This window comes from Microbacterium sp. Bi98 (assembly GCF_918698045.1).
Lineage (GTDB): Bacteria > Actinomycetota > Actinomycetes > Actinomycetales > Microbacteriaceae > Microbacterium.
Genome location: NZ_CAKKLK010000001.1, coordinates 214,535 through 234,897 on the forward strand (window position 1 = coordinate 214,535; position 20,363 = coordinate 234,897).

At 68.0% G+C, this 20,363-nt stretch carries 23 protein-coding genes, 1 tRNA gene and 1 riboswitch; of the genes, 15 read left to right on the top strand and 9 right to left on the bottom strand.

The genetic code is table 11. The annotated features are described in order from the left end of the window. Nucleotides 1-143 precede the first annotated feature (143 nt). Complete coding sequence (locus LQZ85_RS01015; protein WP_230100367.1) at nucleotides 144-659, top strand: methylated-DNA--[protein]-cysteine S-methyltransferase; 516 nt, start codon at nucleotides 144-146, stop codon at nucleotides 657-659. Nucleotides 660-718: 59 nt separating this feature from the next. Here LQZ85_RS01015 and LQZ85_RS01020 read toward each other — a convergent pair whose 3' ends face one another. Then, the gene (locus LQZ85_RS01020; RefSeq protein WP_056279927.1) at nucleotides 719-2,356 is read right to left on the bottom strand and encodes a cation acetate symporter; all 1,638 of its coding nucleotides are present in this window, start codon (nucleotides 2,354-2,356) and stop codon (nucleotides 719-721) included. Further along, on the bottom strand, nucleotides 2,353-2,700 hold the full coding sequence (locus tag LQZ85_RS01025) for a DUF485 domain-containing protein (RefSeq protein ID WP_053097216.1): 348 nt from the start codon (nucleotides 2,698-2,700) through the stop codon (nucleotides 2,353-2,355). The genes LQZ85_RS01020 and LQZ85_RS01025 overlap by 4 nt, the downstream gene beginning before the upstream one ends. Before the next feature lie 110 nt (nucleotides 2,701-2,810). Between LQZ85_RS01025 and LQZ85_RS01030 the strand changes: the two genes are divergently transcribed. The 3 genes from LQZ85_RS01030 to LQZ85_RS01040 all read left to right on the top strand — a co-directional run bounded on the left by LQZ85_RS01030 (nucleotide 2,811) and on the right by LQZ85_RS01040 (nucleotide 4,521). Continuing rightward, nucleotides 2,811-3,668 (top strand): LuxR C-terminal-related transcriptional regulator, encoded by an 858-nt coding sequence (locus LQZ85_RS01030; protein ID WP_053097217.1) that lies wholly within the window; start codon nucleotides 2,811-2,813, stop codon nucleotides 3,666-3,668. A gap of 66 nt (nucleotides 3,669-3,734) precedes the next feature. Then, nucleotides 3,735-3,802, top strand: a riboswitch (guanidine-III (ykkC-III) riboswitch). A gap of 10 nt (nucleotides 3,803-3,812) precedes the next feature. Further along, a complete protein-coding gene (locus tag LQZ85_RS01035; protein WP_053097219.1) occupies nucleotides 3,813-4,139 on the top strand; it encodes a multidrug efflux SMR transporter in 327 nt (108 codons plus the stop codon). Nucleotides 4,140-4,176: 37 nt separating this feature from the next. Continuing rightward, entirely contained in the window at nucleotides 4,177-4,521 is a 345-nt protein-coding gene (locus LQZ85_RS01040) for an Lsr2 family protein (protein WP_053097221.1), read from the top strand. A 1-nt stretch (nucleotide 4,522) separates the two neighbouring features. On the opposite strand, the gene LQZ85_RS01045 is transcribed toward LQZ85_RS01040, so the two are convergent. Beyond that, on the bottom strand, nucleotides 4,523-5,167 hold the full coding sequence (locus LQZ85_RS01045) for a MarR family transcriptional regulator (RefSeq protein ID WP_230100368.1): 645 nt from the start codon (nucleotides 5,165-5,167) through the stop codon (nucleotides 4,523-4,525). 76 nt (nucleotides 5,168-5,243) lie between these two features. Between LQZ85_RS01045 and idi the strand changes: the two genes are divergently transcribed. From idi to LQZ85_RS01085, 8 genes are read left to right on the top strand one after another with little or no spacing between them, the layout of a single operon-like run. After that, nucleotides 5,244-5,765: an isopentenyl-diphosphate Delta-isomerase gene (gene idi, locus LQZ85_RS01050; RefSeq protein ID WP_056279923.1), complete on the top strand. Its 522-nt coding sequence runs from the start codon at nucleotides 5,244-5,246 to the stop codon at nucleotides 5,763-5,765. A gap of 2 nt (nucleotides 5,766-5,767) precedes the next feature. Next, a complete protein-coding gene (locus LQZ85_RS01055; RefSeq protein WP_230100369.1) occupies nucleotides 5,768-6,859 on the top strand; it encodes a polyprenyl synthetase family protein in 1,092 nt (363 codons plus the stop codon). Next, nucleotides 6,856-7,761 (top strand): squalene/phytoene synthase family protein, encoded by a 906-nt coding sequence (locus LQZ85_RS01060; protein ID WP_230100370.1) that lies wholly within the window; start codon nucleotides 6,856-6,858, stop codon nucleotides 7,759-7,761. Before LQZ85_RS01055 ends, LQZ85_RS01060 begins: the two co-directional genes overlap by 4 nt. Beyond that, nucleotides 7,758-9,359 (top strand): phytoene desaturase family protein, encoded by a 1,602-nt coding sequence (gene crtI, locus LQZ85_RS01065; RefSeq protein WP_230100371.1) that lies wholly within the window; start codon nucleotides 7,758-7,760, stop codon nucleotides 9,357-9,359. Before LQZ85_RS01060 ends, crtI begins: the two co-directional genes overlap by 4 nt. Further along, a complete protein-coding gene (locus LQZ85_RS01070; RefSeq protein WP_222839460.1) occupies nucleotides 9,359-9,700 on the top strand; it encodes a lycopene cyclase domain-containing protein in 342 nt (113 codons plus the stop codon). The genes crtI and LQZ85_RS01070 overlap by 1 nt, the downstream gene beginning before the upstream one ends. Continuing rightward, nucleotides 9,697-10,041, top strand: coding sequence for a lycopene cyclase domain-containing protein (locus LQZ85_RS01075; protein ID WP_053097231.1), 345 nt, complete (start codon nucleotides 9,697-9,699; stop codon nucleotides 10,039-10,041). Before LQZ85_RS01070 ends, LQZ85_RS01075 begins: the two co-directional genes overlap by 4 nt. Further along, nucleotides 10,038-10,925 carry a prenyltransferase gene (locus LQZ85_RS01080; protein ID WP_230100372.1) on the top strand — a complete coding sequence of 296 codons (888 nt, stop codon included), beginning with the start codon at nucleotides 10,038-10,040 and terminating at the stop codon, nucleotides 10,923-10,925. Before LQZ85_RS01075 ends, LQZ85_RS01080 begins: the two co-directional genes overlap by 4 nt. Nucleotides 10,926-10,962: 37 nt before the next feature. Beyond that, on the top strand, nucleotides 10,963-13,149 hold the full coding sequence (locus LQZ85_RS01085; protein WP_230100373.1) for an MMPL family transporter: 2,187 nt from the start codon (nucleotides 10,963-10,965) through the stop codon (nucleotides 13,147-13,149). Nucleotides 13,150-13,153: 4 nt separating this feature from the next. On the opposite strand, the gene LQZ85_RS01090 is transcribed toward LQZ85_RS01085, so the two are convergent. The 4 genes from LQZ85_RS01090 to LQZ85_RS01105 form a co-directional block, all read right to left on the bottom strand. Continuing rightward, nucleotides 13,154-13,227: transfer RNA gene (locus LQZ85_RS01090), tRNA-Arg, on the bottom strand. A gap of 41 nt (nucleotides 13,228-13,268) precedes the next feature. Then, nucleotides 13,269-13,766, bottom strand: coding sequence for an HNH endonuclease (locus LQZ85_RS01095; protein ID WP_053099198.1), 498 nt, complete (start codon nucleotides 13,764-13,766; stop codon nucleotides 13,269-13,271). 329 nt (nucleotides 13,767-14,095) lie between these two features. After that, the gene (locus tag LQZ85_RS01100; RefSeq protein ID WP_053099199.1) at nucleotides 14,096-14,815 is read right to left on the bottom strand and encodes a M23 family metallopeptidase; all 720 of its coding nucleotides are present in this window, start codon (nucleotides 14,813-14,815) and stop codon (nucleotides 14,096-14,098) included. Nucleotides 14,816-15,179: 364 nt separating this feature from the next. After that, the gene (locus LQZ85_RS01105) at nucleotides 15,180-15,881 is read right to left on the bottom strand and encodes a metal-dependent transcriptional regulator (protein WP_056279914.1); all 702 of its coding nucleotides are present in this window, start codon (nucleotides 15,879-15,881) and stop codon (nucleotides 15,180-15,182) included. 99 nt (nucleotides 15,882-15,980) lie between these two features. Here LQZ85_RS01105 and serC point away from each other — a divergent pair, with 99 nt between their 5' ends. Further along, a complete protein-coding gene (gene serC / locus LQZ85_RS01110; RefSeq protein ID WP_056279913.1) occupies nucleotides 15,981-17,093 on the top strand; it encodes a phosphoserine transaminase in 1,113 nt (370 codons plus the stop codon). A gap of 69 nt (nucleotides 17,094-17,162) precedes the next feature. On the opposite strand, the gene LQZ85_RS01115 is transcribed toward serC, so the two are convergent. Both LQZ85_RS01115 and LQZ85_RS01120 read right to left on the bottom strand, forming a co-directional pair. After that, on the bottom strand, nucleotides 17,163-17,864 hold the full coding sequence (locus LQZ85_RS01115; RefSeq protein WP_056279911.1) for a DUF3027 domain-containing protein: 702 nt from the start codon (nucleotides 17,862-17,864) through the stop codon (nucleotides 17,163-17,165). After that, nucleotides 17,848-18,228, bottom strand: a complete 381-nt coding sequence (locus tag LQZ85_RS01120) for a cold shock domain-containing protein (protein WP_053097241.1) — start codon at nucleotides 18,226-18,228, stop codon at nucleotides 17,848-17,850. Before LQZ85_RS01120 ends, LQZ85_RS01115 begins: the two co-directional genes overlap by 17 nt. Before the next feature lie 139 nt (nucleotides 18,229-18,367). On the opposite strand from LQZ85_RS01120, the gene LQZ85_RS01125 reads away from it, so the two are divergent. Continuing rightward, nucleotides 18,368-18,643, top strand: a complete 276-nt coding sequence (locus LQZ85_RS01125) for a hypothetical protein (protein ID WP_053097244.1) — start codon at nucleotides 18,368-18,370, stop codon at nucleotides 18,641-18,643. 10 nt (nucleotides 18,644-18,653) lie between these two features. Continuing rightward, nucleotides 18,654-20,363, top strand: coding sequence for a helicase-associated domain-containing protein (locus LQZ85_RS01130; protein WP_056279910.1), 1,710 nt, complete (start codon nucleotides 18,654-18,656; stop codon nucleotides 20,361-20,363).

Sequence of the window (20,363 nt, forward strand, 5' to 3'; positions counted from 1 at the left end):
GGTTTCACCGTATTTCCGCCCGCTCGAGGGCGGAGCGACGACCCTGCGGACTGCTTCTGCACCCGAGCGACGAGTCGGTGCGGTCTCCCCCGGTCGCGCTCGTGGGGACGCCCCCGCGCCCCCGCTCCGGTCAGTATGGAGGCATGACCTTCCGCTATGACTTCGCACCGACTCCGTTCGGCGACGCCCTCGCGGTGTTCTCCGACGAGGGGCTCGTCCGATTCGACCTCTCGGAGTCGGATGATCCATCGGTTCCCTGGCTCCTCGAGAACGTCGCGAGCCAGCTCAGGGCCGTCCCGGAACCCGACCCCGGTGCGGCAGACGAGGTCACCGAACTCCTCGACGCGTACTTCGGTGGATCGCCGGTGCGATTCCACGATCACCTGGCGCTCGACTGGCGCCTCATCGACGGGTTCGCGCGCACGGCGCTGCAGACCATCACCACCATCGAATGGGGAGAGACGATCAGCTACGGGGAGGTCGCGGTGCTGGCCGGGCGCCCCGGTGCCGCGCGGGCCGTCGGCACCGCCTGCCGTCTCAGTCCCTTCTCCATCGTCGTCCCCGTCCACCGCGTGGTGCGGTCGGATGGCACGACGGGTCAGTACGGCGCGCATCCCGAGCGCAAGAGGTTCCTTCTCGACCTCGAGTCGCACGGCTGACCGCACACGGGGACCCCGACGAGTAGGCCGTCGGGGTCCCCGTTCGCGTCATCGGCCGCTCAGTGGTCGACGGCCTTCTCGGCCCCGAAACCGGTGAGCGAGCGCACTTCCATCTCGGCCGCCAGGAGCGGCGACTCCTTGGTCCGGCTCGTGACCGTCCCGAGCCAGCCGAGGAAGAAGCCGAGCGGGATCGACACGATTCCCGGATTGTTCATCGGCCACAGCACGATGTCGATCCCGGGGATCATCGAGGTCGGCGACCCGGAGAACACCGGCGACAGGATGATCAGGATGATCGCCGCGGCGAGGCCGCCGTACATGCTCCAGACTGCACCGCGGGTGTTGAACCGTCGCCAGAACAGCGAGTAGAGGATCGTCGGCAGATTCGCCGAGGCGGCGACCGCGAACGCGAGCGCCACCAGGAAGGCGATGTTCTGCCCCTGCGCACCGATGCCACCGACGATCGCGAGGATGCCGATCACGACCACCGTTCGGCGTGCGACGCGCACCTCGCCGTTGGGATCCGGCTCGACGGGGTTTCCGGCCGAGTCCTTCTTCCCCTTCTGGATCACGTTCGCATAGATGTCGTGCGCGAACGAGGCTGCTGCCGTGATCGTGAGTCCGGCCACCACCGCGAGGATGGTCGCGAAGGCGACGGCCGAGATGAACCCGAGGAGGACCGGCCCGCCGAGATACAGGGCGAGCAGCGGCGCCGCCGAGTTCGGCCCGCCGGGTGCCGCCGCGATCACGTCCGCGCCGACGAGCGCGCCTGCTCCGTAGCCGAGCACCAGTGTCAGCAGGTAGAAGCCGCCGATCAGCCAGATCGCCCACACCACCGAACGACGAGCCTCCTTGGCGGTGGGGACCGTGTAGAAGCGCATCAGCACATGCGGGAGCCCCGCCGTTCCGAGCACGAGAGCCATGCCGAGAGAGACGAAGTCCCAGGGGTTCGCTCCGTACTGCAGTCCCGGCGCGAGGATCGCGTCGCCCTTGTCGGAATTCGCCACAGCCGCCTCGAGCAGCGTGTTGAGGCTGAATCCGTTGATCGCCAGCACCCAGATCGTCATCGCGATCGCACCGCCGATGAGCAGGAACGCCTTGACGATCTGCACCCAGGTCGTGCCCTTCATGCCGCCGATGAGGACGTAGACGATCATCAGCACGCCGACGACGGCGATCACGATCGACTGACCGAGTCGGCCGTCGATTCCGAGCAGCAGGGAGACCAGCCCGCCGGCTCCCGCCATCTGCGCGAGCAGGTAGAAGAAGCACACTGCGAGCGTGGTGATCGCTGCCGCCATGCGCACTGGCCGCTGCTTCAGTCGGAACGACAGGACGTCGGCCATCGTGAACTTGCCGGTGTTGCGCATCAGCTCGGCGACGAGAAGCAGTGCGACGAGCCAGGCGACGAGGAATCCGATCGAATACAGGAAGCCGTCGTAGCCGTTGATCGCGATCGCACCGCAGATCCCGAGGAAGGATGCCGCAGACAGATAGTCGCCGGCGATCGCGAAACCGTTCTGCGGCCCCGTGAACGAGCGGCCCGCGGCGTAGTAGTCCGCCGCCGTCTTGTTGTTCCGGCTCGCACGGATGACGATGAACAGTGTCACCGCCACGAAGGCGACGAAGATCGAGATGTTGAGAACAGGATTGCTCTCCACCGCGATCTCCCCCGCGGCGGCGTGAATGCGGTTCATGCGTCAGCCTGCGCCTTCTCGAGCTCTTCGCGGATCTCGGTCGCTATCGGATCGAGTCTCCGGTTCGCGAATGCGACGTACCCCATCGTGATCGCGAAGGTGGTGACGAATTGTCCCAACCCCATGAGCAGCCCGACGGTGATATCTCCCCACACTCTCTGAGACATGAATTCGGTCGCGAAGGCGGCGAGCAGGACGTAGACGAAATACCAGATGAGGAAGAATGCCGCGAGCGGGAAGATGAATGAGCGCTGCGTCTTCTTCAGTTCGCGGAATCGTGGTGATTCCTCGACAGCGATGTAGTCGATCGCTCCCGGCGAATCTGCCGTCGGATGGTCGGTCATGGGGCCTCCTTGCCTCATGTTCTGCGGCTCGCCCCGCATTGCCAGGCGAATGATAGGGTCGACGCTACGAAACGGGGACACAGCGCCGTCACCCCCGAAAGTAGGTAGTCGTGAGCACATCGACCGAGATGGAATCAGAGACCGAGCTCGTCGCCAGAGCAGTGCGCGAGCTCGCGCAGCGCACCCGGTTCCCGGTCGCCTTCGGCGGCCTGATCGACGAGGGCGTGGTCAGCGTCACCAGCATCGTCGGAAACCGCACGCACAGCCTCGACGGGTTGCGCGTCAGACCCGAACGCGGTCTCGGCGGACGGGCGATGATGGAGCTGCGCCCTCGCATGACGAGCGACTACGGGTCATCGCAGCAGATCACGCACGACTACGACGTGTTCGTGCTCGGCGAGGGCCTCAGGACTCTGCTGGCCCTGCCGATCGTCGTGAGCGGCCGTCCCCGAGGAGTCCTGTACGCGGGGGCCTGGGACCGGACACCCGTCGGCGGCGTGACCACGGCGCCGGCGATGCAGGTCGCACAGTCCGTCGCAGAGGAGCTCCGAGTTCGCGACGAGGTGGAACGTCGCCTTCGCTCGGTCACGCCGTCGTCCGCATCCGTCCCCCCGCGCCATCGCGAAGAGCTGCGGGAGAGCTTCGCCGAGCTTCGCAGCATCGCGGCATCCGTCGATGATGCGGATCTTCGGGCGCGCATCGCACAGGTGGAGCAGCGCCTCGTGATGCTCGCGGACGACGCGGTCTCCACCGGCACCGGGCCGATCCCGACGGTTCATCTCTCCCGCCGCGAGACCGATGTGCTCGCCTGCGCCGCCCTCGGCGCGACGAATGCGGAGATCGGCGGGCAGCTCGGCCTTCGCGAGGGCACCGTCAAGGCGTATCTCGGCACGGCGATGTCCAAGCTCGACGCCTCGACCCGCCATGCCGCCGTGGCCAAGGCGCGGCGGGCCGGACTGCTCCCCTGAGTCACGCGCGGCGCTCCGCGGCATAGCGCTGCACAGGCCCTGCCCAGCGCTCAGGGCTATCGTGGATACTGGTCGGTGAACCCCGGCCCCGGACGAGGCAGACCAGTACCCGGTGAGCGAAAAGACTGGTCCGAAAGGACCGTCATGTCGTGGATCGTGCTTATCGTCTCCGGAGTCCTCGAAGCTGTATGGGCGACTGCGCTCGGCAAATCCGAGGGATTCACCAAGCTGTGGCCGAGCATCATATTCGCGGGCGGTCTGATCCTCTCGATGCTCGGGCTCGCATTCGCCATGCGTGATATCGCCACCGGCACCGCCTATGCGGTGTGGGTCGGCATCGGCGCGACTCTAACAGTGGTGTGGGCGATGATCACCGGCGACAGCGACATCTCCTGGCCGCGGATTCTGCTGCTCCTCGGCCTCGTCGGCTGCATCGTCGGCCTGAAATTGATCGACCCTGGTCACGAATAGGACTGCGGGCTCGGATATTCGGCAGTACTGTATTCCCATGGCAAGAAGAATTGTGCACCAGCTGGTTGACGACATCGACGGAAGCATCCTGGAAGTGGGCGAAGGCGAAACGGTCCATTTCTCGCTGAATGGCACTTCTTACGAGATCGATCTGAATTCCGCGCACGCAGAAGAACTGCGCGCGGCATTGGAACCGTATATCTCGGCTGGACGACGGGCCGGCTCGGCGGCCTCGTCGCGGTCAGCAGCACCCCGGAAGCGCGCGGGTCGCAATCCCGAGGTCGCGGCGATCCGCGCCTGGGCGAACGACAACGGCTACACGCTCTCAGAGCGGGGCCGCATTCCCGCCCCGGTCGTCGAGGCGTACAACGCCGCGCACTGACTCAGTCTGAGGTCGCGACTCCGGGTTGAGCCCACGGCTCATCCCGGAGCGTGATCTCCTGGGCCATGTCGGACAGGAACCGGATGACGACGTCACGCTCGTCCGGAGTGAGTCGCGCCGCCGAGTAGAAGCGCTTGGCCTGCTGACGACCCACCGTCTCCATGGCCGCCTGCCGCGTCTCCGGCGTGATGGTGATCGCGAGAGCGCGCCGGTCCGTCGGATGCGGCGCCCGCCGGATATGTCCGCCCTTCTCGAGGCGGTCGAGCAGCTTCGTCGTCGACGCCGTCGATATGCCGAGGTGCGTCGCGATCCCCCCGGGAGTGGCCGTGGCCCCGCGGTTCGCGCACACGATCAGGTAATGCAGTGCGCGCATGTCCGTGTCGTTCAGGCGCATGTAGCGCCGTGAGGCGAGTGACAGCTTCTGCTCCGCGTCGCGGAGCTCACCGAGGGCGCCCATGACGAGCGCGATCTGTCGCAGGTCCTCGGGGTCGACACCTGATCGATCGATCAGAGTGCTCCGCGGATCCGCCGACTCGACGTCGTAGATCGCCGCGTGCGCGAGGCCATCCGGAGAGATCGGGTCCGTGCGAGACAGCACATCGGACGCACCGCTTCCGCGGGGGGTGGCGTCGGGTCCGTCGTGCATGCCATCATGCTACACACGATTGTTTCGTGTTATGTTGATTATTAGCTAAGCTAGCGAAAATCGAGGAGGTTCCCCGTTGGATGAGGTCACCCTCCTCTCTGCAGACGGAGTCGCGATAGGTGTGTTCGCGAAAGACGCGGTACACACCACCGATACTCCTCTTCACCTGGCCTTCTCCTGCCATGTCTTCGACCGGCAGGGGCGTCTTCTCGTCACGCGGCGAGCGCTGACGAAGCGCACCTGGCCCGGCGTCTGGACCAACAGCTTCTGCGGTCACCCCCGCCCGGGTGAGGACATGACACAGGCAGTGCATCGACGCGCGCAGGACGAGCTCGGACTCCGTCTCACCGACATCTCCCTGGTGCTGCCTGACTACCGCTATCGCGCGGTCGACGCGAGCGGGATCGTCGAGAACGAGATCTGCCCCGTGCACGTCGCCATCGCAGACGGCCCCCTCTCCCCCGATCCCGACGAGGTCGCCGAGTGGGCCTGGGTCGATCCGGCCGAGTTCGCCGACGCCGTCATCGGCGCCCCCTTCGCGTACAGCCCCTGGCTCGTGGAGCAGCTGCCCCGGCTGCGCGACCTCGGGGTGGTGTGATCATGACCGCGACCGTGACGCAGACCGCGCCGCGAGAGGACATGAGCACCCGTGTCGAAGAGGTGCTCCGACAGCGCTTCGCCATTCACTGCGAGAACGCCGAGGTGTACGGAGCCGAGTTCGCCGCCCTCTGGCGCGCGACCGCCGACCACGCTCTCGGCGGCAAGCTCGTGCGCCCGCGGCTGCTGCTCGACATCCACCGCGCGCTCGTCCCGACCGCAGGCGAGGACGCGATGATCGGGGCCGTCGACATAGCGACCCATATCGAGCTCCTTCACTATGCCTTCCTCCTTCACGACGACGTCATCGACGGAGACCTGACCCGCCGCAAGCGACCCAACCTGATCGGGCAGCTCGCCGCCGGCACACCGGGCGCCTCCGAGCAGGACGCGCTGCACTGGGCCAGGTCCAGCGCGATCCTGATGGGCGATCTGATGCTCTCGGCCGCGATCATGGGCTTCGCCCGGGCGGATGTGCCGGCGCACACACGAGGACGCCTCCTCGACCTGGTCGAGCAGACGATCCTCGAGACGGTGGCCGGCGAGCACACCGACGTCGCATTGAGCCACGGGATCATCGCCTCCGACGTCGACACCGTCCTGTCGATGAGCGTCTACAAGACGGCCACCTATTCGTTCTCGCTCCCGCTGCGCGCCGCGGCGCTCCTCGCCGACTCCTCCACCTCGGCCGAGGAGACGCTGCAGGCCGTCGGACGCCACCTGGGTCTCGCCTACCAGCTTCAGGACGACCTGCTCTGCATCTTCGGCGACCACCGGACGCACGGCAAGGACCCCTTCTCCGATCTGAGAGAGGGCAAGGAGACGGCCATCATCGCCTTCGCGCGGTCGACGAGCGCCTGGCACGACATCGAACCGCGGTTCGGTTCGGCGGACCTCAGCCTGCAGGACGCCACCTCGATGCGCGATCTGCTGCGCGAGTGCGGAGCGGAGCGATTCGTGATCGGCCTCATCGGCGATCAGCTCGACGCGGTCTACGCGCTGCTGTCCGAGGCGGAGCTCGCCGGCGAGATCAGCTCGGATGCCGCACGGTCGATCCTCGTCTCCACCTCCCGCCTCGAAGGGCGTCACGCATGACCCCGGACCCTCACGACGCATCGGGTGCGAGTCTGGGGCGGTTCAACCGCGCCGCCGACACCGCATCCACCGAGGTCATCCGCACATATTCGACATCCTTCGGACTCGCGACGCGCCTGCTCGGCGAGAGACACCGTCAGCACGTGCGCAACGTCTACGCGATGGTGCGCATCGCGGACGAGATCGTCGACGGAGTCGCCGCCCAGGCGGGGCTCGACGAGTCGGCGCAGAGCGGAGCGCTCGCGTCGTACGTCTCGGAGACGCACCGGGCGATGCGCGTGGGGTACAGCACGGACCTCGTCCTGCACGCCTTCGCGCGAACGGCGAGGGAGTGCGGGATCGGCGAAGATCTCACGCAGCCGTTCTTCGACTCGATGGCCGCCGACATCGCTGCGGAGTCGCACTTCACGTCCTACGACGCGGCGGCTCATAAGCGCTACGTCTACGGCTCTGCCGAGGTGGTCGGCTTGATGTGCCTGCGTGTCTTCCTGCGGGACGAGCGGCGCACCGACAGCGAGCTCGAGACCCTGACGCACGGAGCACGGCAGCTCGGTGCGGCATTTCAGAACGTGAACTTCCTGCGCGACCTCGCGGATGACACGGATCGACTGCAGCGCGGTTACCTCGGCGACGGCGGTCGCCTCACCGACGGCGATCGGGACGAGTGGGTGCGAACGATCACGGCGCAGCTCGATGATGCGGCGCGCTCGATCCCGCTGCTGCCCAAGGACTCTCGCGCCGCGGTCCGCAGCGCGCTCGCGCTGTTCGCGGCTCTCACGCGCCGGGTCGCGAAGACTCCGGCCTCGAGTCTCTATGAGCAGCGGGTGCGCGTACCCGATCCGGTGAAGGCGATGCTGGCCGCGCGCTCAGTGCTCGTGACCGCGATGGAGCGGAACCGATGAGCCGGGTAGCGGTCATCGGCGCAGGCGTCGCCGGTCTCGCCGTCGCCGGGCTGCTCGCCCGTGACGGCCACGATGTGACCGTCTACGAGAAGAACGGCCGGGTCGGGGGTCGTGCAGGCACCATCGAACGCGACGGCTTCCGCTTCGACTCCGGGCCCTCGTGGTACCTCATGCCCGAGGTGTTCGATCACTTCTTCGAGATGATGGGCACCTCGACCCAGGAGCAGCTCGATCTGACCCTCCTCGATCCCGGGTATCGCGTATTCCGTGCGCCCCTCGCGGACGGGCGCACGGCGCCGTCCGTCACGGTTCCCACCGGTCGTGACGCGGTCTCGCGCCTCTTCGAGTCGCGCGAGCCCGGCGCCGCACAGGCCCTGGATGCCTACCTCGACTCGGCGCACGACGCCCGTGTGATGGCCGAGCGCTATTTCCTCTACAACCCGTTCACGAGGCTGCGCACGCTGATGACGCCGGAGGTGCTGCGCGCACTCCCCCGTCTCTTCAGCCTGCTGGGCACGCGCCTGCAGTCGTTCGCGGCGCGGCGTTTCCGTGACCCGGTCATCCGGCAGCTGCTCGGGTACCCCGCCGTGTTCCTCGGCACGGACCCCCGCACCGCACCGGCGATGTACCACCTCATGAGCGCTCTCGACCTCGATGAGGGCGTCAGCTACCCCCAGGGCGGATTCTGGCGCGTCGTCGAGCGCATCGCGGAGCTCGCGGAGGCGGCCGGAGCCGAGATCGTGCTGGATGCCGATGTCACGGCGATCAGCACCGGCGTCCGGTCGGGTGCTCCGACCGTCACGGGCATCGAGTGGCGCGACGCCGACGGAATCGCGCACCGGGCCGAGGCGGACATCGTGGTGTCCGGCGCCGATCTCCACCACACCGAGACGGCGCTGCTGCCGCCGCACCTGCGCACCTACCCCGATTCCTGGTGGCAGCAGCGCACGAGCGGTCCCGGCGCCGTGCTGGTGATGCTCGGCATCCGTGGTTCCGTGCCCGAGCTGCCGCATCATTCCCTGTTCTTCACGGAGGACTGGGATGCGAACTTCGACGCGATCTTCGGCGACGACCCTGAGATCCCCTCGCCCGCCTCGATCTATGTCTGCCGCCCGAGCGCGACCGACCGCACCGTGGCCCCCGAGGGCCACGAGAACCTCTTCGTGCTCGTGCCGATCCCCGCCGACACGGCGTTGGGAGCGGGCGGCTCCGACGGTGCAGGCTCCGCCGCGATCGAGGAGGCCGCGGATGCGGCGATCGACCAGATCGCGAGCTGGGCCGGCATCCACGACCTGCGTGAGCGCATCGTGGTGCGCGAGACCAAGGGCCCCGCGGACTTCCTCGAGGACTACAACTCGTGGCGCGGCGGGATGCTGGGGCCGGCGCACATCCTGTCCCAGAGCGCGATGTTCCGTGCTCAGAACGAGTCGCGCCAGGTGTCGGGCCTGTACTACGCGGGTGCCACGACCGCGCCGGGCGTGGGGGTGCCGATGTGCCTCATCAGCGCGGAGATCGTTCTCAAGCGCATCCGCGGCGACCATTCCAGCGGCCCTCTCGATGTCGCGACCCCGGCAGGGTCCACCCGCGGGGAATCCTGATGGGCTTCCTGTATCTCGCGCTCCTGCTCATCACGCTCGGCTGCATGCTGCTGCTCGACCGGCGGTTCCGGCTCTTCTTCTGGAGCGACGCGGTGACCGCGGCGATCGTCACGGCGATCGGATTCGCCTTCTTCCTCGCGTGGGACGTCGCCGGCATCGTCGGAGGGATCTTCTTCCGGGGCGAGGCCGCCGTCGCGACGGGGATCGTCCTCGCCCCCGAGCTCCCCATCGAAGAGCCTGTCTTCCTGCTCTTCCTCGTCGTCTGCACCATGGTCGTCTACACCGGGGCTGTGCGGATCCTCACCCGACTGCGCCGACGCCCGGCGGAGGTCGCATCGTGACCTACATCGAGCTCTCCGCATGGTTCGTCGGCGTCGCCGTCGTGGCGGCCGCCGTTCTCTCCGTGGTCGCTGGTCGGAACAGAGCCCATCTCGGCGCGATCGCCGCGACCGTCGTCGTGCTCTTCCTCCTCACCGCCGTCTTCGACACCGTCATGATCGCCACCGGACTGTTCCACTACTCCCCCGATCACCTCCTCGGGGTGCACATCGGTCTCGCACCGCTCGAGGACTTCGCCTATCCGCTCGCAGGGGCCGTGCTGCTGCCGACCCTGTGGGCAGCGCTGCGCGCACGTCGACGCGCGCGCGCCGGCCTCCGAGGCGCCGAGGAGGATCCCTCGTGAGCTCCTCGACCCGCGGATCCACCGGTCGCGACGCCCGGCAGATCGTCCTCTCCTCCCGCCCCATCAGCTGGATCAACACGGCATTCCCCTTCGCGGCCGCCTACCTCCTCAGCACGCGCGAGATCGACCTGACGCTGATCATCGGCACCCTTTACTTCCTCGTGCCGTACAACCTGGCCATGTACGGCATCAACGACGTGTTCGATTACGCGTCCGACCTCGCCAACCCGCGCAAGGGCGGGATCGAGGGCGCGCTTCTCGCCCCCCGCATACACCGCGCGACCCTGTGGGCGGCGGTCGTGACGAACGTCCCGTTCCTGGTCTACCTGGTGGCGGTCGGGAATCCCGCATCCTGGCTCTGGCTCGCGATCAGCGTGTTCGCGGTGATCGCCTACTCCGCACCCGGGCTCCGGTTCAAAGAGCGGCCGTTCCTGGATTCGACGACCTCGAGCCTGCACTTCGTCACTCCGGCGATCGTGGGGCTGACCCTTGCCGAGGGCGCCCTCACCTCGACAGCGGTCATCGTGCTGCTCGCGTTCTTCCTGTGGGGCATGGCCGCGCACGCCTTCGGAGCGGTGCAGGACATCGCACCCGACCGCGAAGGGGGCATCGGCTCGATCGCGACCGTGATCGGAGCACGGGCGACCGTTCGGCTGTCGATCGCGCTGTGGGCACTCGCCGGCATCGCCATGCTGTTCACGTCCTGGCCGGCGCCCTTGGGCGCCGCCCTCGCGCTGCCGTACATCGTCAACGCCGCACCCTGGTGGAACGTCACCGACGACACATCGGCGGGGACCAACCGCGCGTGGCGGCGCTTCATCTTCCTCAACTACTTCGCCGGGTTCCTCGCGACGATGATCCTCATCCTCGCCTGGGTCTCCTGACGCACCCCGATCCCCTGCACCGTCCGAGAGGAATCTGATGTCCACCCCTGAGCACGCGCCCACCCCGCCGACCCGAGGGCGCACGCGTCGGCACTCCTGGGCGCGCGTCTTCATCCCCGTCGCCCTCATCCTCATCTGGCTGGTGGGCGCAGGGCTCGGCGGCCCGCTGTTCGGCAAGGTCGACGAGGTCTCATCGAACGATCAGACGAGCTACCTGCCTGAGTCGGCCGATGCGACGCAGGTGCAGAAGCTCCTCGGCGAGTTCAACGACAGCGATGCCATTCCGGCGATCGCGGTGTTCGTCGCCGACGACGAGCTGTCGGAGTCAGACCTCCAGACCATCTCGGATGCGGTGGCCGACGCGCCCTCCGTCGAGGGCGTGAGCGAAGACGTCTCTCCCGCTCTGACGTCGGACGACGGCAAGGCCGTCCAGGCGTTCATCCCGATCGAGGGCGACGCGGAACTCGCCGACGCGATCGATGCACTCGGCACTCAGCTGCGGGATGCCGCGCCTGACGGCGTCACCGTCTACATCACGGGTCCCGCAGGATTCAGCGCCGACCTCGTCGCCGGGTTCGCCGGCATCGACGGCCTCCTCCTGGGCGTGGCCCTGCTCGCGGTGCTCGTCATCCTCGTGCTGGTCTACCGCTCGTTCCTGCTGCCGATCGTCGTGCTCTCGACGAGCCTCTTCGCACTCTGCGTCGCGCTCCTCGTGGTCTGGTGGCTGGCGAAGTTCGAGGTGCTGCTGCTCAGCGGCCAGACCCAGGGCATCCTCTTCATCCTGGTCATCGGAGCGGCCACCGACTACGCGCTGCTCTTCGTGGCGCGGTTCCGCGAAGAGCTGCGCGTCACCCGAGACAAGGGGGCCGCCGTGCTGGCGGCCTGGAAGGGCTCCTTCGAGCCGATCGTGGCCTCCGGCGGGACTGTCATCGCCGGACTGCTCTGTCTGCTGCTCAGCGACCTCAAGTCGAACAGCACCCTCGGTCCGGTGGCCGCCATCGGCATCGTGTTCGCGATGCTCGCCGCGCTCACACTGCTGCCGGCTCTCCTGCTGCTGTTCGGCCGCGCGGTGTTCTGGCCCCGTCGCCCGAAGTTCGAGCCCGAGGTCGTCGCCGACGAGCACGGCATGCGCAAGACGGGCCTGTGGGCACGGCTCGCGAACCTCATCACCCGCCGCCCGCGCGTCATCTGGATCGTGACGACCCTGGTGCTGCTCGCCGGCGCTTCGGGCGTCCTGCAGCTGAACGCCGTCGGCGTGCCCCAGTCCGATCTCGTGCTCGGCGCGTCCGAGGCGCGCGACGGTCAGGTGGCTCTGGGCGAGCACTTCCCCGGCGGCTCCGGCAGTCCCGTGTACGTGGTCGTCGCGGAGGACGAGCTGCAGGATGCCGCCGACGTGCTGCTGGCCGACGATGGAATCGACGGGGTCTCTGTCACGGCCGCTGACTCGCCGAGCGGTTCGGCGCCGGTCACGGAAGACGGCCTGGTCGCCGTCGGCCCTCCCGGGACCCCGGCGCCCGAGCCCACCGTCGTCGACGGAGACGTTCTCCTTCAGGGCACTCTGACCGACGCGGCCGACTCTGACGCGGCGGCCGCGACGGTGCGGGACCTGCGCACCCAGCTGGACGAGCTCGATGCTCTGGTCGGCGGAGTGACGGCGACCGCGATCGACACGAACGACGCCTCGATCCATGACCGCAACCTGATCATCCCGGTCGTCCTGGTCGTGATCATGCTGATCCTGATGCTGCTGCTGCGGTCGATCCTCGCGCCGGTGCTGCTCATCATCACCACGGTGCTGTCGTTCGGCACGGCGATGGGCGTCTCGGCACTGGTCTTCAACGGAGTGTTCGACTTCCCCGGTGCCGATCCTGCGGTTCCGCTCTACGGATTCGTGTTCCTCGTGGCACTCGGCATCGACTACAACATCTTCCTGATGACGAGGGTGCGCGAGGAGTCGCTCGAGCACGGCACACGCGAAGGCGTGCTTCGCGGACTCTCGATCACCGGCGGCGTGATCACGTCTGCGGGTCTCGTGCTCGCAGCGACCTTCGCCGCCCTGTCGGTGATCCCGATCCTGTTCCTCGCGCAGCTCGCGTTCATCGTCGCGTTCGGAGTGCTGCTCGACACCTTCGTGGTGCGCTCGCTGCTCGTGCCGGCACTCGCCTACGACCTGGGTCGAGTGATCTGGTGGCCGTCGAAGCTGTGGCGCAACGGCCGTGACTGAGATGTGCCCTCGACTGGATTCGAACCAGCGACCTGCCCTTTAGGAGAGGGCTGCTCTATCCTGCTGAGCTACGGGGGCGAGGATTCCATTCTAGAGGAAGCCTCGCCCCCGCCTTCCGTTCACGCGGCGAGGGCCAGGTACGGCTCCCATCGCGGGTCGCTCCGCTCCGTGCCGCGGACCGTCCACGCCGTCCCGTGCGGAGGACGAGGCGCGAACCTCAGTTCCCAGCGCATCTCCTGCGGCGTGCGGTCGCTCTTGGTGTTGTTGCAGCGCAGGCAGCACGCGACGAGGTTCTCCCACGAATCAGCCCCTCCGCGCGAACGCGGCATCACGTGGTCGATGGTCGAGGCGGCCTTGCCGCAGTAGCCGCAGCGATGGTTGTCACGGCGGAGGACCCCCCGCCGTGTGACCGGGACGCGTCTGCTGATCGGAATGCGCACATACCGCGAGAGGACGATGACGGCAGGACGGTCGTAAACGCCGTGACTGCCCCAGACGGGGTCGTCCTCGACACGTTCGATGACCGTCGCCTTGTCGTTCATGACCAGGACCAGGGCTCTCTTGAACGACACGATCGCGAGCGGTTCGTATCCTGCGTTCAGTACAAGTGTGCGCATCGTCATCCTCTCGATCCGCCGGGACGGCTTCCCGGCACTCTCGACTCACACGAAGCCGCACAGGACGGAAGCGTTCGCGGGGATGAAAAAAGGCGCTGTCTACAGACAGCGCCTCATGCGCACGGCAAGACCGTGGCGTCCCTGCGGACGATGCAGAAGGACGTGACGACCGAGGGCATCCATGGTTCGGATGTTCGGTATTCGCTCCATCAGCTTCTCCCGACTATGCGACAACGGGTTCAGGCTAACCCATCAGCAGCACAGGAGGGTCAAACTGCGGGTGAACGCACGAAGGCGTGTCCGCGCGGGAAAGATGAAGGTGCGAGCGATCAGCCCGCGTTGGCGCCGAGCCAGGCGATCGGCTCCATGAGGCCGCCGTTGACCCAGACCTCGAAGTGCAGGTGGTTGGCTGTCGAGCGTCCGGTGCTGCCGACGAAGCCGATGAGCTGTCCGGCGGCGACGGTCTGCCCCGCCTGGACCTGACGCGAACCGTAGATCATGTGACCATAGGTCGTCTGCACGCGCTGACCGCCCACGACGCTGTCGAGCATGACGGCGACGCCGTATCCGCCGATGCTCTCGGCAGAGGCACGGACGACGCCCGCAGCCGCAGCGTAGATCGGGGTGCCGGCCGGGGCGAGCATGTCGGCGCCCTGGTGAGCGCCGCCGACGGTGCGGCTGACGTTGTAGGAACCCTGGGGAAGCGGGTACCGGACCTCCCCGGAACCGGGCGACACCAGCGCGTAGCGACCGATGTCGAAGCTGGTGTTCGACGCAGAGGCGACGGAGGCTGCAGCAGCGGCCGCGCGGGCCTTTGCGGCCTCTTCGGCCTTCTTCTTCTCGATCTCGTCCGGAGTCGTGGCGCTGAAGGTACCGCGACTCAGCGGAGCGGCGGTCGCGTCTGACGCGACGACCAGCGACTGGGCGTCGACAGCAGCGAGCTGCTGGACGGTCGCCGCGGTCTCTGCCGGCTTCGATGCGGCGTAGGCGGGAAGAGCGACAGCAGCGACGAGAGCACCGACGGCCCCGAAGATGGCGATCGAACGCAAGGGCTTAACGACCTTGCGAGCGTCGACGCGGCTGCGAGAGCTGCGGGCGACTGCTCGATCTTCAGTTGTCTTCTCGGGCGATTCGATGTCTTTGGCCAAAACTTAGTCCTCCTGCGCCTGCACGCTCGGGAAGCGCTGGCTCGTCGGCACTCTGCTCTCGTGGCACGTATGTAGCTCGGGTACGTTGTGCGGTCTGACCGGGAGGTCGACGAGCCTGGAAGGCGAATCCTCTCGGGTGTCGTCAGCGGGCTTCTTCGACGACTCGTCCGAGGTTACCGGAAGATAACGATCCTGTCACCCTGCGAACCTGGCAATCCTCGGAGAGGCGGAATCACGCGGATGTCGGGCCCTTCAGCCTCGAAGTTCAGGCGGGCTCGCCGACCAGGAAGATGTGCGAGGCGAGTTCGACGGGGAGCTCCAGACCGTCTTCCTTGCCCTCCATCTGGATGAGCACGTAGCCCTCGTTGAAGCGATAGTCGCCCTTCGCACCGGGAACCACGCCTGCGTCTCGCAGCTGCTCGAGCAGCTCCGGGTCGACCTGAGCGGGCTCGGCGAGACGGCGGACGGTGCCATCGATCGGAGCGCCGGCGGCGTTCAGCTTCTGCACGAGCCCGATGACGCCCTCCTCGAACGTGCGCGCAGGCGCGTCGCCGAGCTGGTCGAGGCCCGGGATCGGGTTGCCGTACGGGGACTCCGTGGGGTGGCCGAGCAGCTCGACGAGACGACGCTCGACCTGCTCGCTCATCACGTGCTCCCAGCGGCACGCCTCTTCGTGGACGAACGCCCAGTCGAGGCCGATCACGTCGGAGAGAAGGCGCTCGGCGAGGCGGTGCTTGCGCATGACGTTGACCGCCTTGCGGCGGCCGGCGTCGGTGAGTTCGAGGGTGCGGTCTTCGGAGACGACGACGAGGCCGTCGCGCTCCATGCGCCCGACCGTCTGCGAGACCGTCGGCCCCGAGTGGCCGAGCCGCTCGGAGATACGCGCACGCAGCGGCACGATGTTCTCCTCCTCGAGTTCGAGGATGGTGCGGAGGTACATCTCCGTGGTGTCGATCAAGTCCGTCATGTGGCCCTCCGGGTCTTCTTAGGCAAGCCTACATTCCCGCGCGGACACCAGGGCGTCATGCGGTGAAGGCACCGGGGGCCCACGCCGTAGAATCAACGCATGGCGATCGAGATTCCCCGTGACCTCCTGCCCGCTGACGGCCGCTTCGGCTGCGGTCCCTCGAAGGTGCGCACCGAGCAGCTCGATGCGCTGCTCGCCGCAGGTCCGACGTTGCTCGGCACCTCGCACCGACAGGCACCCGTCAAGAACCTGGTGGGCAGCGTCCGCGAGCAGCTCGCAGCACTCTTCCGCCTTCCCGAGGGATACGAGATCATCGTCGGCAACGGCGGCTCGACGGCGTTCTGGGACGCCGCCGCCTTCGGCCTGATCGAGCGCCGCAGCCAGAATCTGGTGTTCGGGGAGTTCGGCGGCAAGTTCGCCGCCGCCGCTGCCGCACCGTGGCTCGAGGCGCCGGATGTGCGCAAGTCCGAGCCGGGCTCGCGCACCGCTGCAGAGGTCGTCGACGGCATCGACGTCTACGCCTGGCCGCACAACGAGACGTCGACCGGCGTCTCGGCACCGATCGAGCGCGTGGTCGCCGACGGCGCTCTGACCGTCATCGACGCGACCAGCGCGGCCGGTGGCATCGACTTCGACGCCTCTCAGGCGGACGTCTACTACTTCGCGCCGCAGAAGAACCTCGGCTCCGACGGGGGCCTGTGGTTCGCCGCGGTGTCGCCCGCCGCCGTCGACCGCATCGAGCGCATCGCCGCTTCGGGTCGGTACATCCCGGAGTTCCTCAGCTTGAAGAACGCCGTCGACAACTCGCGACTCAACCAGACGCTGAACACTCCCGCACTGACGACGCTGCACCTGCTCGACAGCCAGCTCAGCTGGATCCTGTCGAACGGCGGCCTCGCCTGGGCCGGCGCCCGCACGGCGGAGTCGTCCGGCATCCTCTACGACTGGGCGGCGGCATCCGAGGTGGCGACCCCGTTCGTCACGGACGCGGCGCACCGGTCACCGGTCGTCGTGACCATCGACTTCGACGACAGCGTCGATGCGGCGGCGGTCGCCAAGACCCTGCGCTCCAACGGCATCGTCGACACCGAGCCGTACCGCAAGCTCGGTCGCAACCAGCTGCGCGTCGCGACCTTCGTCTCGATCGAACCGGACGACATCCGACAGCTCACCCGCTCTCTCGACTACGTCCTCGGGCAGCAGGGCGCCTGACACCCACCGACGAAGACGAAAGGGGCCGCGTGCGAACGCGGCCCCTTTTCTCATTCGTCCCGTGGACGATCATTCCTCGTCGTCGGAGTCCTCGTCGTCGTCGGAGTCGTCGGAGTCATCATCCTCGTCGTCGGAGTCGTCATCCTCGTCGGAGACGTCGTCCTCGTCGTCATCCGACTCGTCCTCGTCGTCGTCGTCCGCGTCGTCGTCGTCCGCGTCGTCGGAGTCGTCGAGCTCGTCGATGTCGACTCCGTCGAGGTCACCGGCGTGCAGCTCTCGCGGCTCCGCGGCCAGTTCGTCCTCATCGATGTCGTCGTCGTCGTCGTCGAGTTCATCGTCGTCATCGTCGTCGAGGTCATCGCCGTCGAGATCGTCATCGGAGTCGTCGTCCTCGACCGATGCGGCATCCTCGTCGTCCGCGGCGGCCGCGGCCGCCTGCTCCGCGAGCTCCACCTGGTGGGCGCGGTACTCGGCGAGGCGTTCGGCCCACGGCACCCATTCGGGTGCGAGCAGGGCGCCGTCGCCCGGCAGCAGCTCGAGTTCGAGCACCGTCGGCTCCTCGTCATCGACGCGAGCGACCGTGACGGTCCAGAACCAGCCGGGGTATCCGGGGAGCCGGTTCTCGAAGCGCAGCGAGACCGAGCCGTCCTCCTCGGGGAGATAGTCGGCTGCGGGTCCGACGGTCGACGCCGGAGTGATCTCGTGCAGGGCGGCGAGCGCGAGATCGTGAGCGTCGATCAGACGCTGGTCCGCCTCAGGCTTCGAGGTCATCGGCTACCTTGCGCAGAACTGCCGCGATCTTGCGGCCTTGTGCAGACGAGGGGTAGCGGCCGCGACGCAGGTCGCCGCCCATTCCGTCGAGGAGCTTCACGAGATCCTCGACGATGATCGCCATGTCGTCCGCGGGCTTGCGCTTCGCCTTCGCGAGGCTCGGCGGCGCTTCGAGCACCCGGACGGACAGCGCCTGCAGGCCGCGCTTGCCGTCGGCGACACCGAACTCCACGCGTGCACCCGCCTTCACAGCGGCGCCGGCCGGCAGAGCGGAGGCGTGCAGGAAGACGTCCTGGCCGTCATCGGCGGCGATGAAGCCGAAACCCTTGTCTTCGTCGTAGAACCTGACCTTGCCGGTGGGCATGGAAGAAACCTCGCTGAGTCGGTGTGGAGCTGGATGGGACGCACGTGTGCGGCCACCCCCAGCCTACCGGTCGCCGGGCACGGAATCCGTAGGTCACGATGCGGAACCGTGCCACCCCGCAACGACTAGGCTGAGACGGATGAGCACCAAGAGTCCCGAACCTGAGGTTCCCGTTCGCCGCATCGATCGCATTCTGGCGTTCACGGCACTCGGACTCGCTGCGGCGTCCATCATCTGCTTCTTCGCGATCATCATCGGCACAGCGGTCGGCATGCAGCAGGAGGACTTCGGTTCAGGCGCATGGCCGTTCATCGCCGCGATCCCCTACTGGGGGCTCCCCGCCGCCTTCGTCATGATCATCGTGCTCCTCGCCATGAGCTTCATCCGCAAGGGGCGCGCGGCATCGCGGCCCTGAGGTATCCGGCATGAGCACGCACGCCCGACCGCTGGCCGAATGGCTGTCCGCGGCGAGCGACGAGCAGCTCAGCACCCTCTTCGCGGCACGGCGCGTGCGCCCGGACGTCAACTGGCAGGACTTCTTCGACGCCGCCGAAGCGCTTCTCGATCCCGCGTCGCTCGCTCGGGTCCTCCCCACCCTGACGCGCGACGAGGCCGCAGCCCTTCTCGCGTTCGCAGCGAGTCCCGCGTCGGAACACTCCGCGCAGCGCGAGACCCTCGAAAGCCTCGCGCTGCTGCGCCCGGACGGGGCGCCCTTCCCGCCGGTGGTCACCGCCGTCGCAGATCGTGCGGAGCCGAGTGCGCCCAGCGACACCGTGCCGGAGCCCACGACCGACACCGAGACGGCCCACGCTGCCGAGCGCGCCTTCACCACCGTCTCGGCCCTGGCCGATCTGCTCCTGCTCGCCCGCGAGAAGCCCTTCACCCTGCTGGCCGGCGGCAACGTCAGCGCCGGCGAGAAGCGACAGCTCGGCGAGTCGGGCGTCGTGGCCGAATCGATCGACGCGCTGATCGCCATCGCCGTCGACTCGCGCCTCGTCGCACCGGACGCGCGCAGACTGCGCACGACGCCACAGACCGAGGAATGGCTGCGATCGTCCGTGGCCGATCGGTGGAGCACCCTGGTCGAAGGCTTCCGCGACGCTCTCCCCCGCGGTCTGCGCACCACGGAGGGCGGGTGGATCCCCCCGAGCGACTGGGCCGACGCTCACCCCTGGGACCCTGCCTGGGCAGAGCAGAGCACGGCTCTGCTGGAGCGCGCCCGTCTGCTCGGGCTCATCGCCGACGAGGGCCGTGAGCCCGCATGGGCGGCGGCGATCCGGCGCGGCGCGAGCGTCGACGCCACTCCCCTCACGGCACTCCTCCCGAGCGAGGTCGATCGCATCTTCCTCCAGAACGATCTGAGCGCGATCTCCCCCGGCCCGCTGGCCCCCGGTCTGGACGTGCGGCTGCGCACGATCGCCGCGCGCGAGTCCGCCGCTCAGGCCTCCACCTATCGGTTCACTCCCGAATCGATCGCGCACGCACTCGTCGCCGGCGAGACGGAGCAGTCGATCCTCGAGTTCCTCGAGTCGCTCTCGCTCACCGGCATCCCCCAGCCGCTCCGGTATCTCGTCACCCAGACCGCCCAACGGCACGGCCTGGTGCGGGTGTCGACAGACGCCGAGACCGGGCGAACGCGCATCGAGAGCAGCGACCAGCATCTGATCGAGGCCATGTCCGTCGACCAGGGGCTGCGGCCGCTCGCCCTCACGAAGCACGTCGCCTCGCTCACGACCCGCGTCGGGCGCGACACCGTGTACTGGGCGCTCACGGATGCCCGCTACCCGGCGACGCTCGTCGACGAAGACGGACACGCGGTGGCCGGCGAACGGAACCCGGTCTCGGCGGCGACGCCCGACCCGGCGCCGGACTACTCGGGCCTCATCGCCGCGCTGCGCTCGCACCAGGGTGCCGACGCCGACGCGGCCTGGCTCGACCGCGAGCTCGAGGCCGCCGTGCGCGCGAAGGCCGTGCTGCGGGTCAGCGTGGGCATGCCGGACGGATCGACCAGGGAGCTGATCCTCGAGGCGACCGGGCTGGGCGGAGGCCGGCTGCGCGGGCGCGACCGGGCGGCAGACGTCGAGCGCACGCTTCCGGTGTCGAGCATCCGCGCCGCCACCGTGATCGCACAGTAA

What these genes read in the sequence shown, in the direction of transcription:
- LQZ85_RS01055 (WP_230100369.1), top strand. Translation starts at nt 5,768, where the DNA reads ATGACCGCGACCGTGACGCAGACCGCGCCGCGAGAGGACATGAGCACC.
- LQZ85_RS01105 (WP_056279914.1), bottom strand. Translation starts at nt 15,881, where the DNA reads ATGACGGACTTGATCGACACCACGGAGATGTACCTCCGCACCATCCTC.
- LQZ85_RS01120 (WP_053097241.1), bottom strand. Translation starts at nt 18,228, where the DNA reads ATGCCCACCGGCAAGGTCAGGTTCTACGACGAAGACAAGGGTTTCGGC.
- serC (WP_056279913.1), top strand. Translation starts at nt 15,981, where the DNA reads ATGGCGATCGAGATTCCCCGTGACCTCCTGCCCGCTGACGGCCGCTTC.
- LQZ85_RS01130 (WP_056279910.1), top strand. Translation starts at nt 18,654, where the DNA reads ATGAGCACGCACGCCCGACCGCTGGCCGAATGGCTGTCCGCGGCGAGC.
- LQZ85_RS01025 (WP_053097216.1), bottom strand. Translation starts at nt 2,700, where the DNA reads ATGACCGACCATCCGACGGCAGATTCGCCGGGAGCGATCGACTACATC.
- LQZ85_RS01085 (WP_230100373.1), top strand. Translation starts at nt 10,963, where the DNA reads ATGTCCACCCCTGAGCACGCGCCCACCCCGCCGACCCGAGGGCGCACG.
- LQZ85_RS01125 (WP_053097244.1), top strand. Translation starts at nt 18,368, where the DNA reads ATGAGCACCAAGAGTCCCGAACCTGAGGTTCCCGTTCGCCGCATCGAT.
- LQZ85_RS01035 (WP_053097219.1), top strand. Translation starts at nt 3,813, where the DNA reads ATGTCGTGGATCGTGCTTATCGTCTCCGGAGTCCTCGAAGCTGTATGG.
- crtI (WP_230100371.1), top strand. Translation starts at nt 7,758, where the DNA reads ATGAGCCGGGTAGCGGTCATCGGCGCAGGCGTCGCCGGTCTCGCCGTC.
- LQZ85_RS01020 (WP_056279927.1), bottom strand. Translation starts at nt 2,356, where the DNA reads ATGAACCGCATTCACGCCGCCGCGGGGGAGATCGCGGTGGAGAGCAAT.
- LQZ85_RS01095 (WP_053099198.1), bottom strand. Translation starts at nt 13,766, where the DNA reads ATGCGCACACTTGTACTGAACGCAGGATACGAACCGCTCGCGATCGTG.
- LQZ85_RS01045 (WP_230100368.1), bottom strand. Translation starts at nt 5,167, where the DNA reads ATGCACGACGGACCCGACGCCACCCCCCGCGGAAGCGGTGCGTCCGAT.
- LQZ85_RS01040 (WP_053097221.1), top strand. Translation starts at nt 4,177, where the DNA reads ATGGCAAGAAGAATTGTGCACCAGCTGGTTGACGACATCGACGGAAGC.
- LQZ85_RS01060 (WP_230100370.1), top strand. Translation starts at nt 6,856, where the DNA reads ATGACCCCGGACCCTCACGACGCATCGGGTGCGAGTCTGGGGCGGTTC.
- LQZ85_RS01070 (WP_222839460.1), top strand. Translation starts at nt 9,359, where the DNA reads ATGGGCTTCCTGTATCTCGCGCTCCTGCTCATCACGCTCGGCTGCATG.
- LQZ85_RS01115 (WP_056279911.1), bottom strand. Translation starts at nt 17,864, where the DNA reads ATGACCTCGAAGCCTGAGGCGGACCAGCGTCTGATCGACGCTCACGAT.
- LQZ85_RS01015 (WP_230100367.1), top strand. Translation starts at nt 144, where the DNA reads ATGACCTTCCGCTATGACTTCGCACCGACTCCGTTCGGCGACGCCCTC.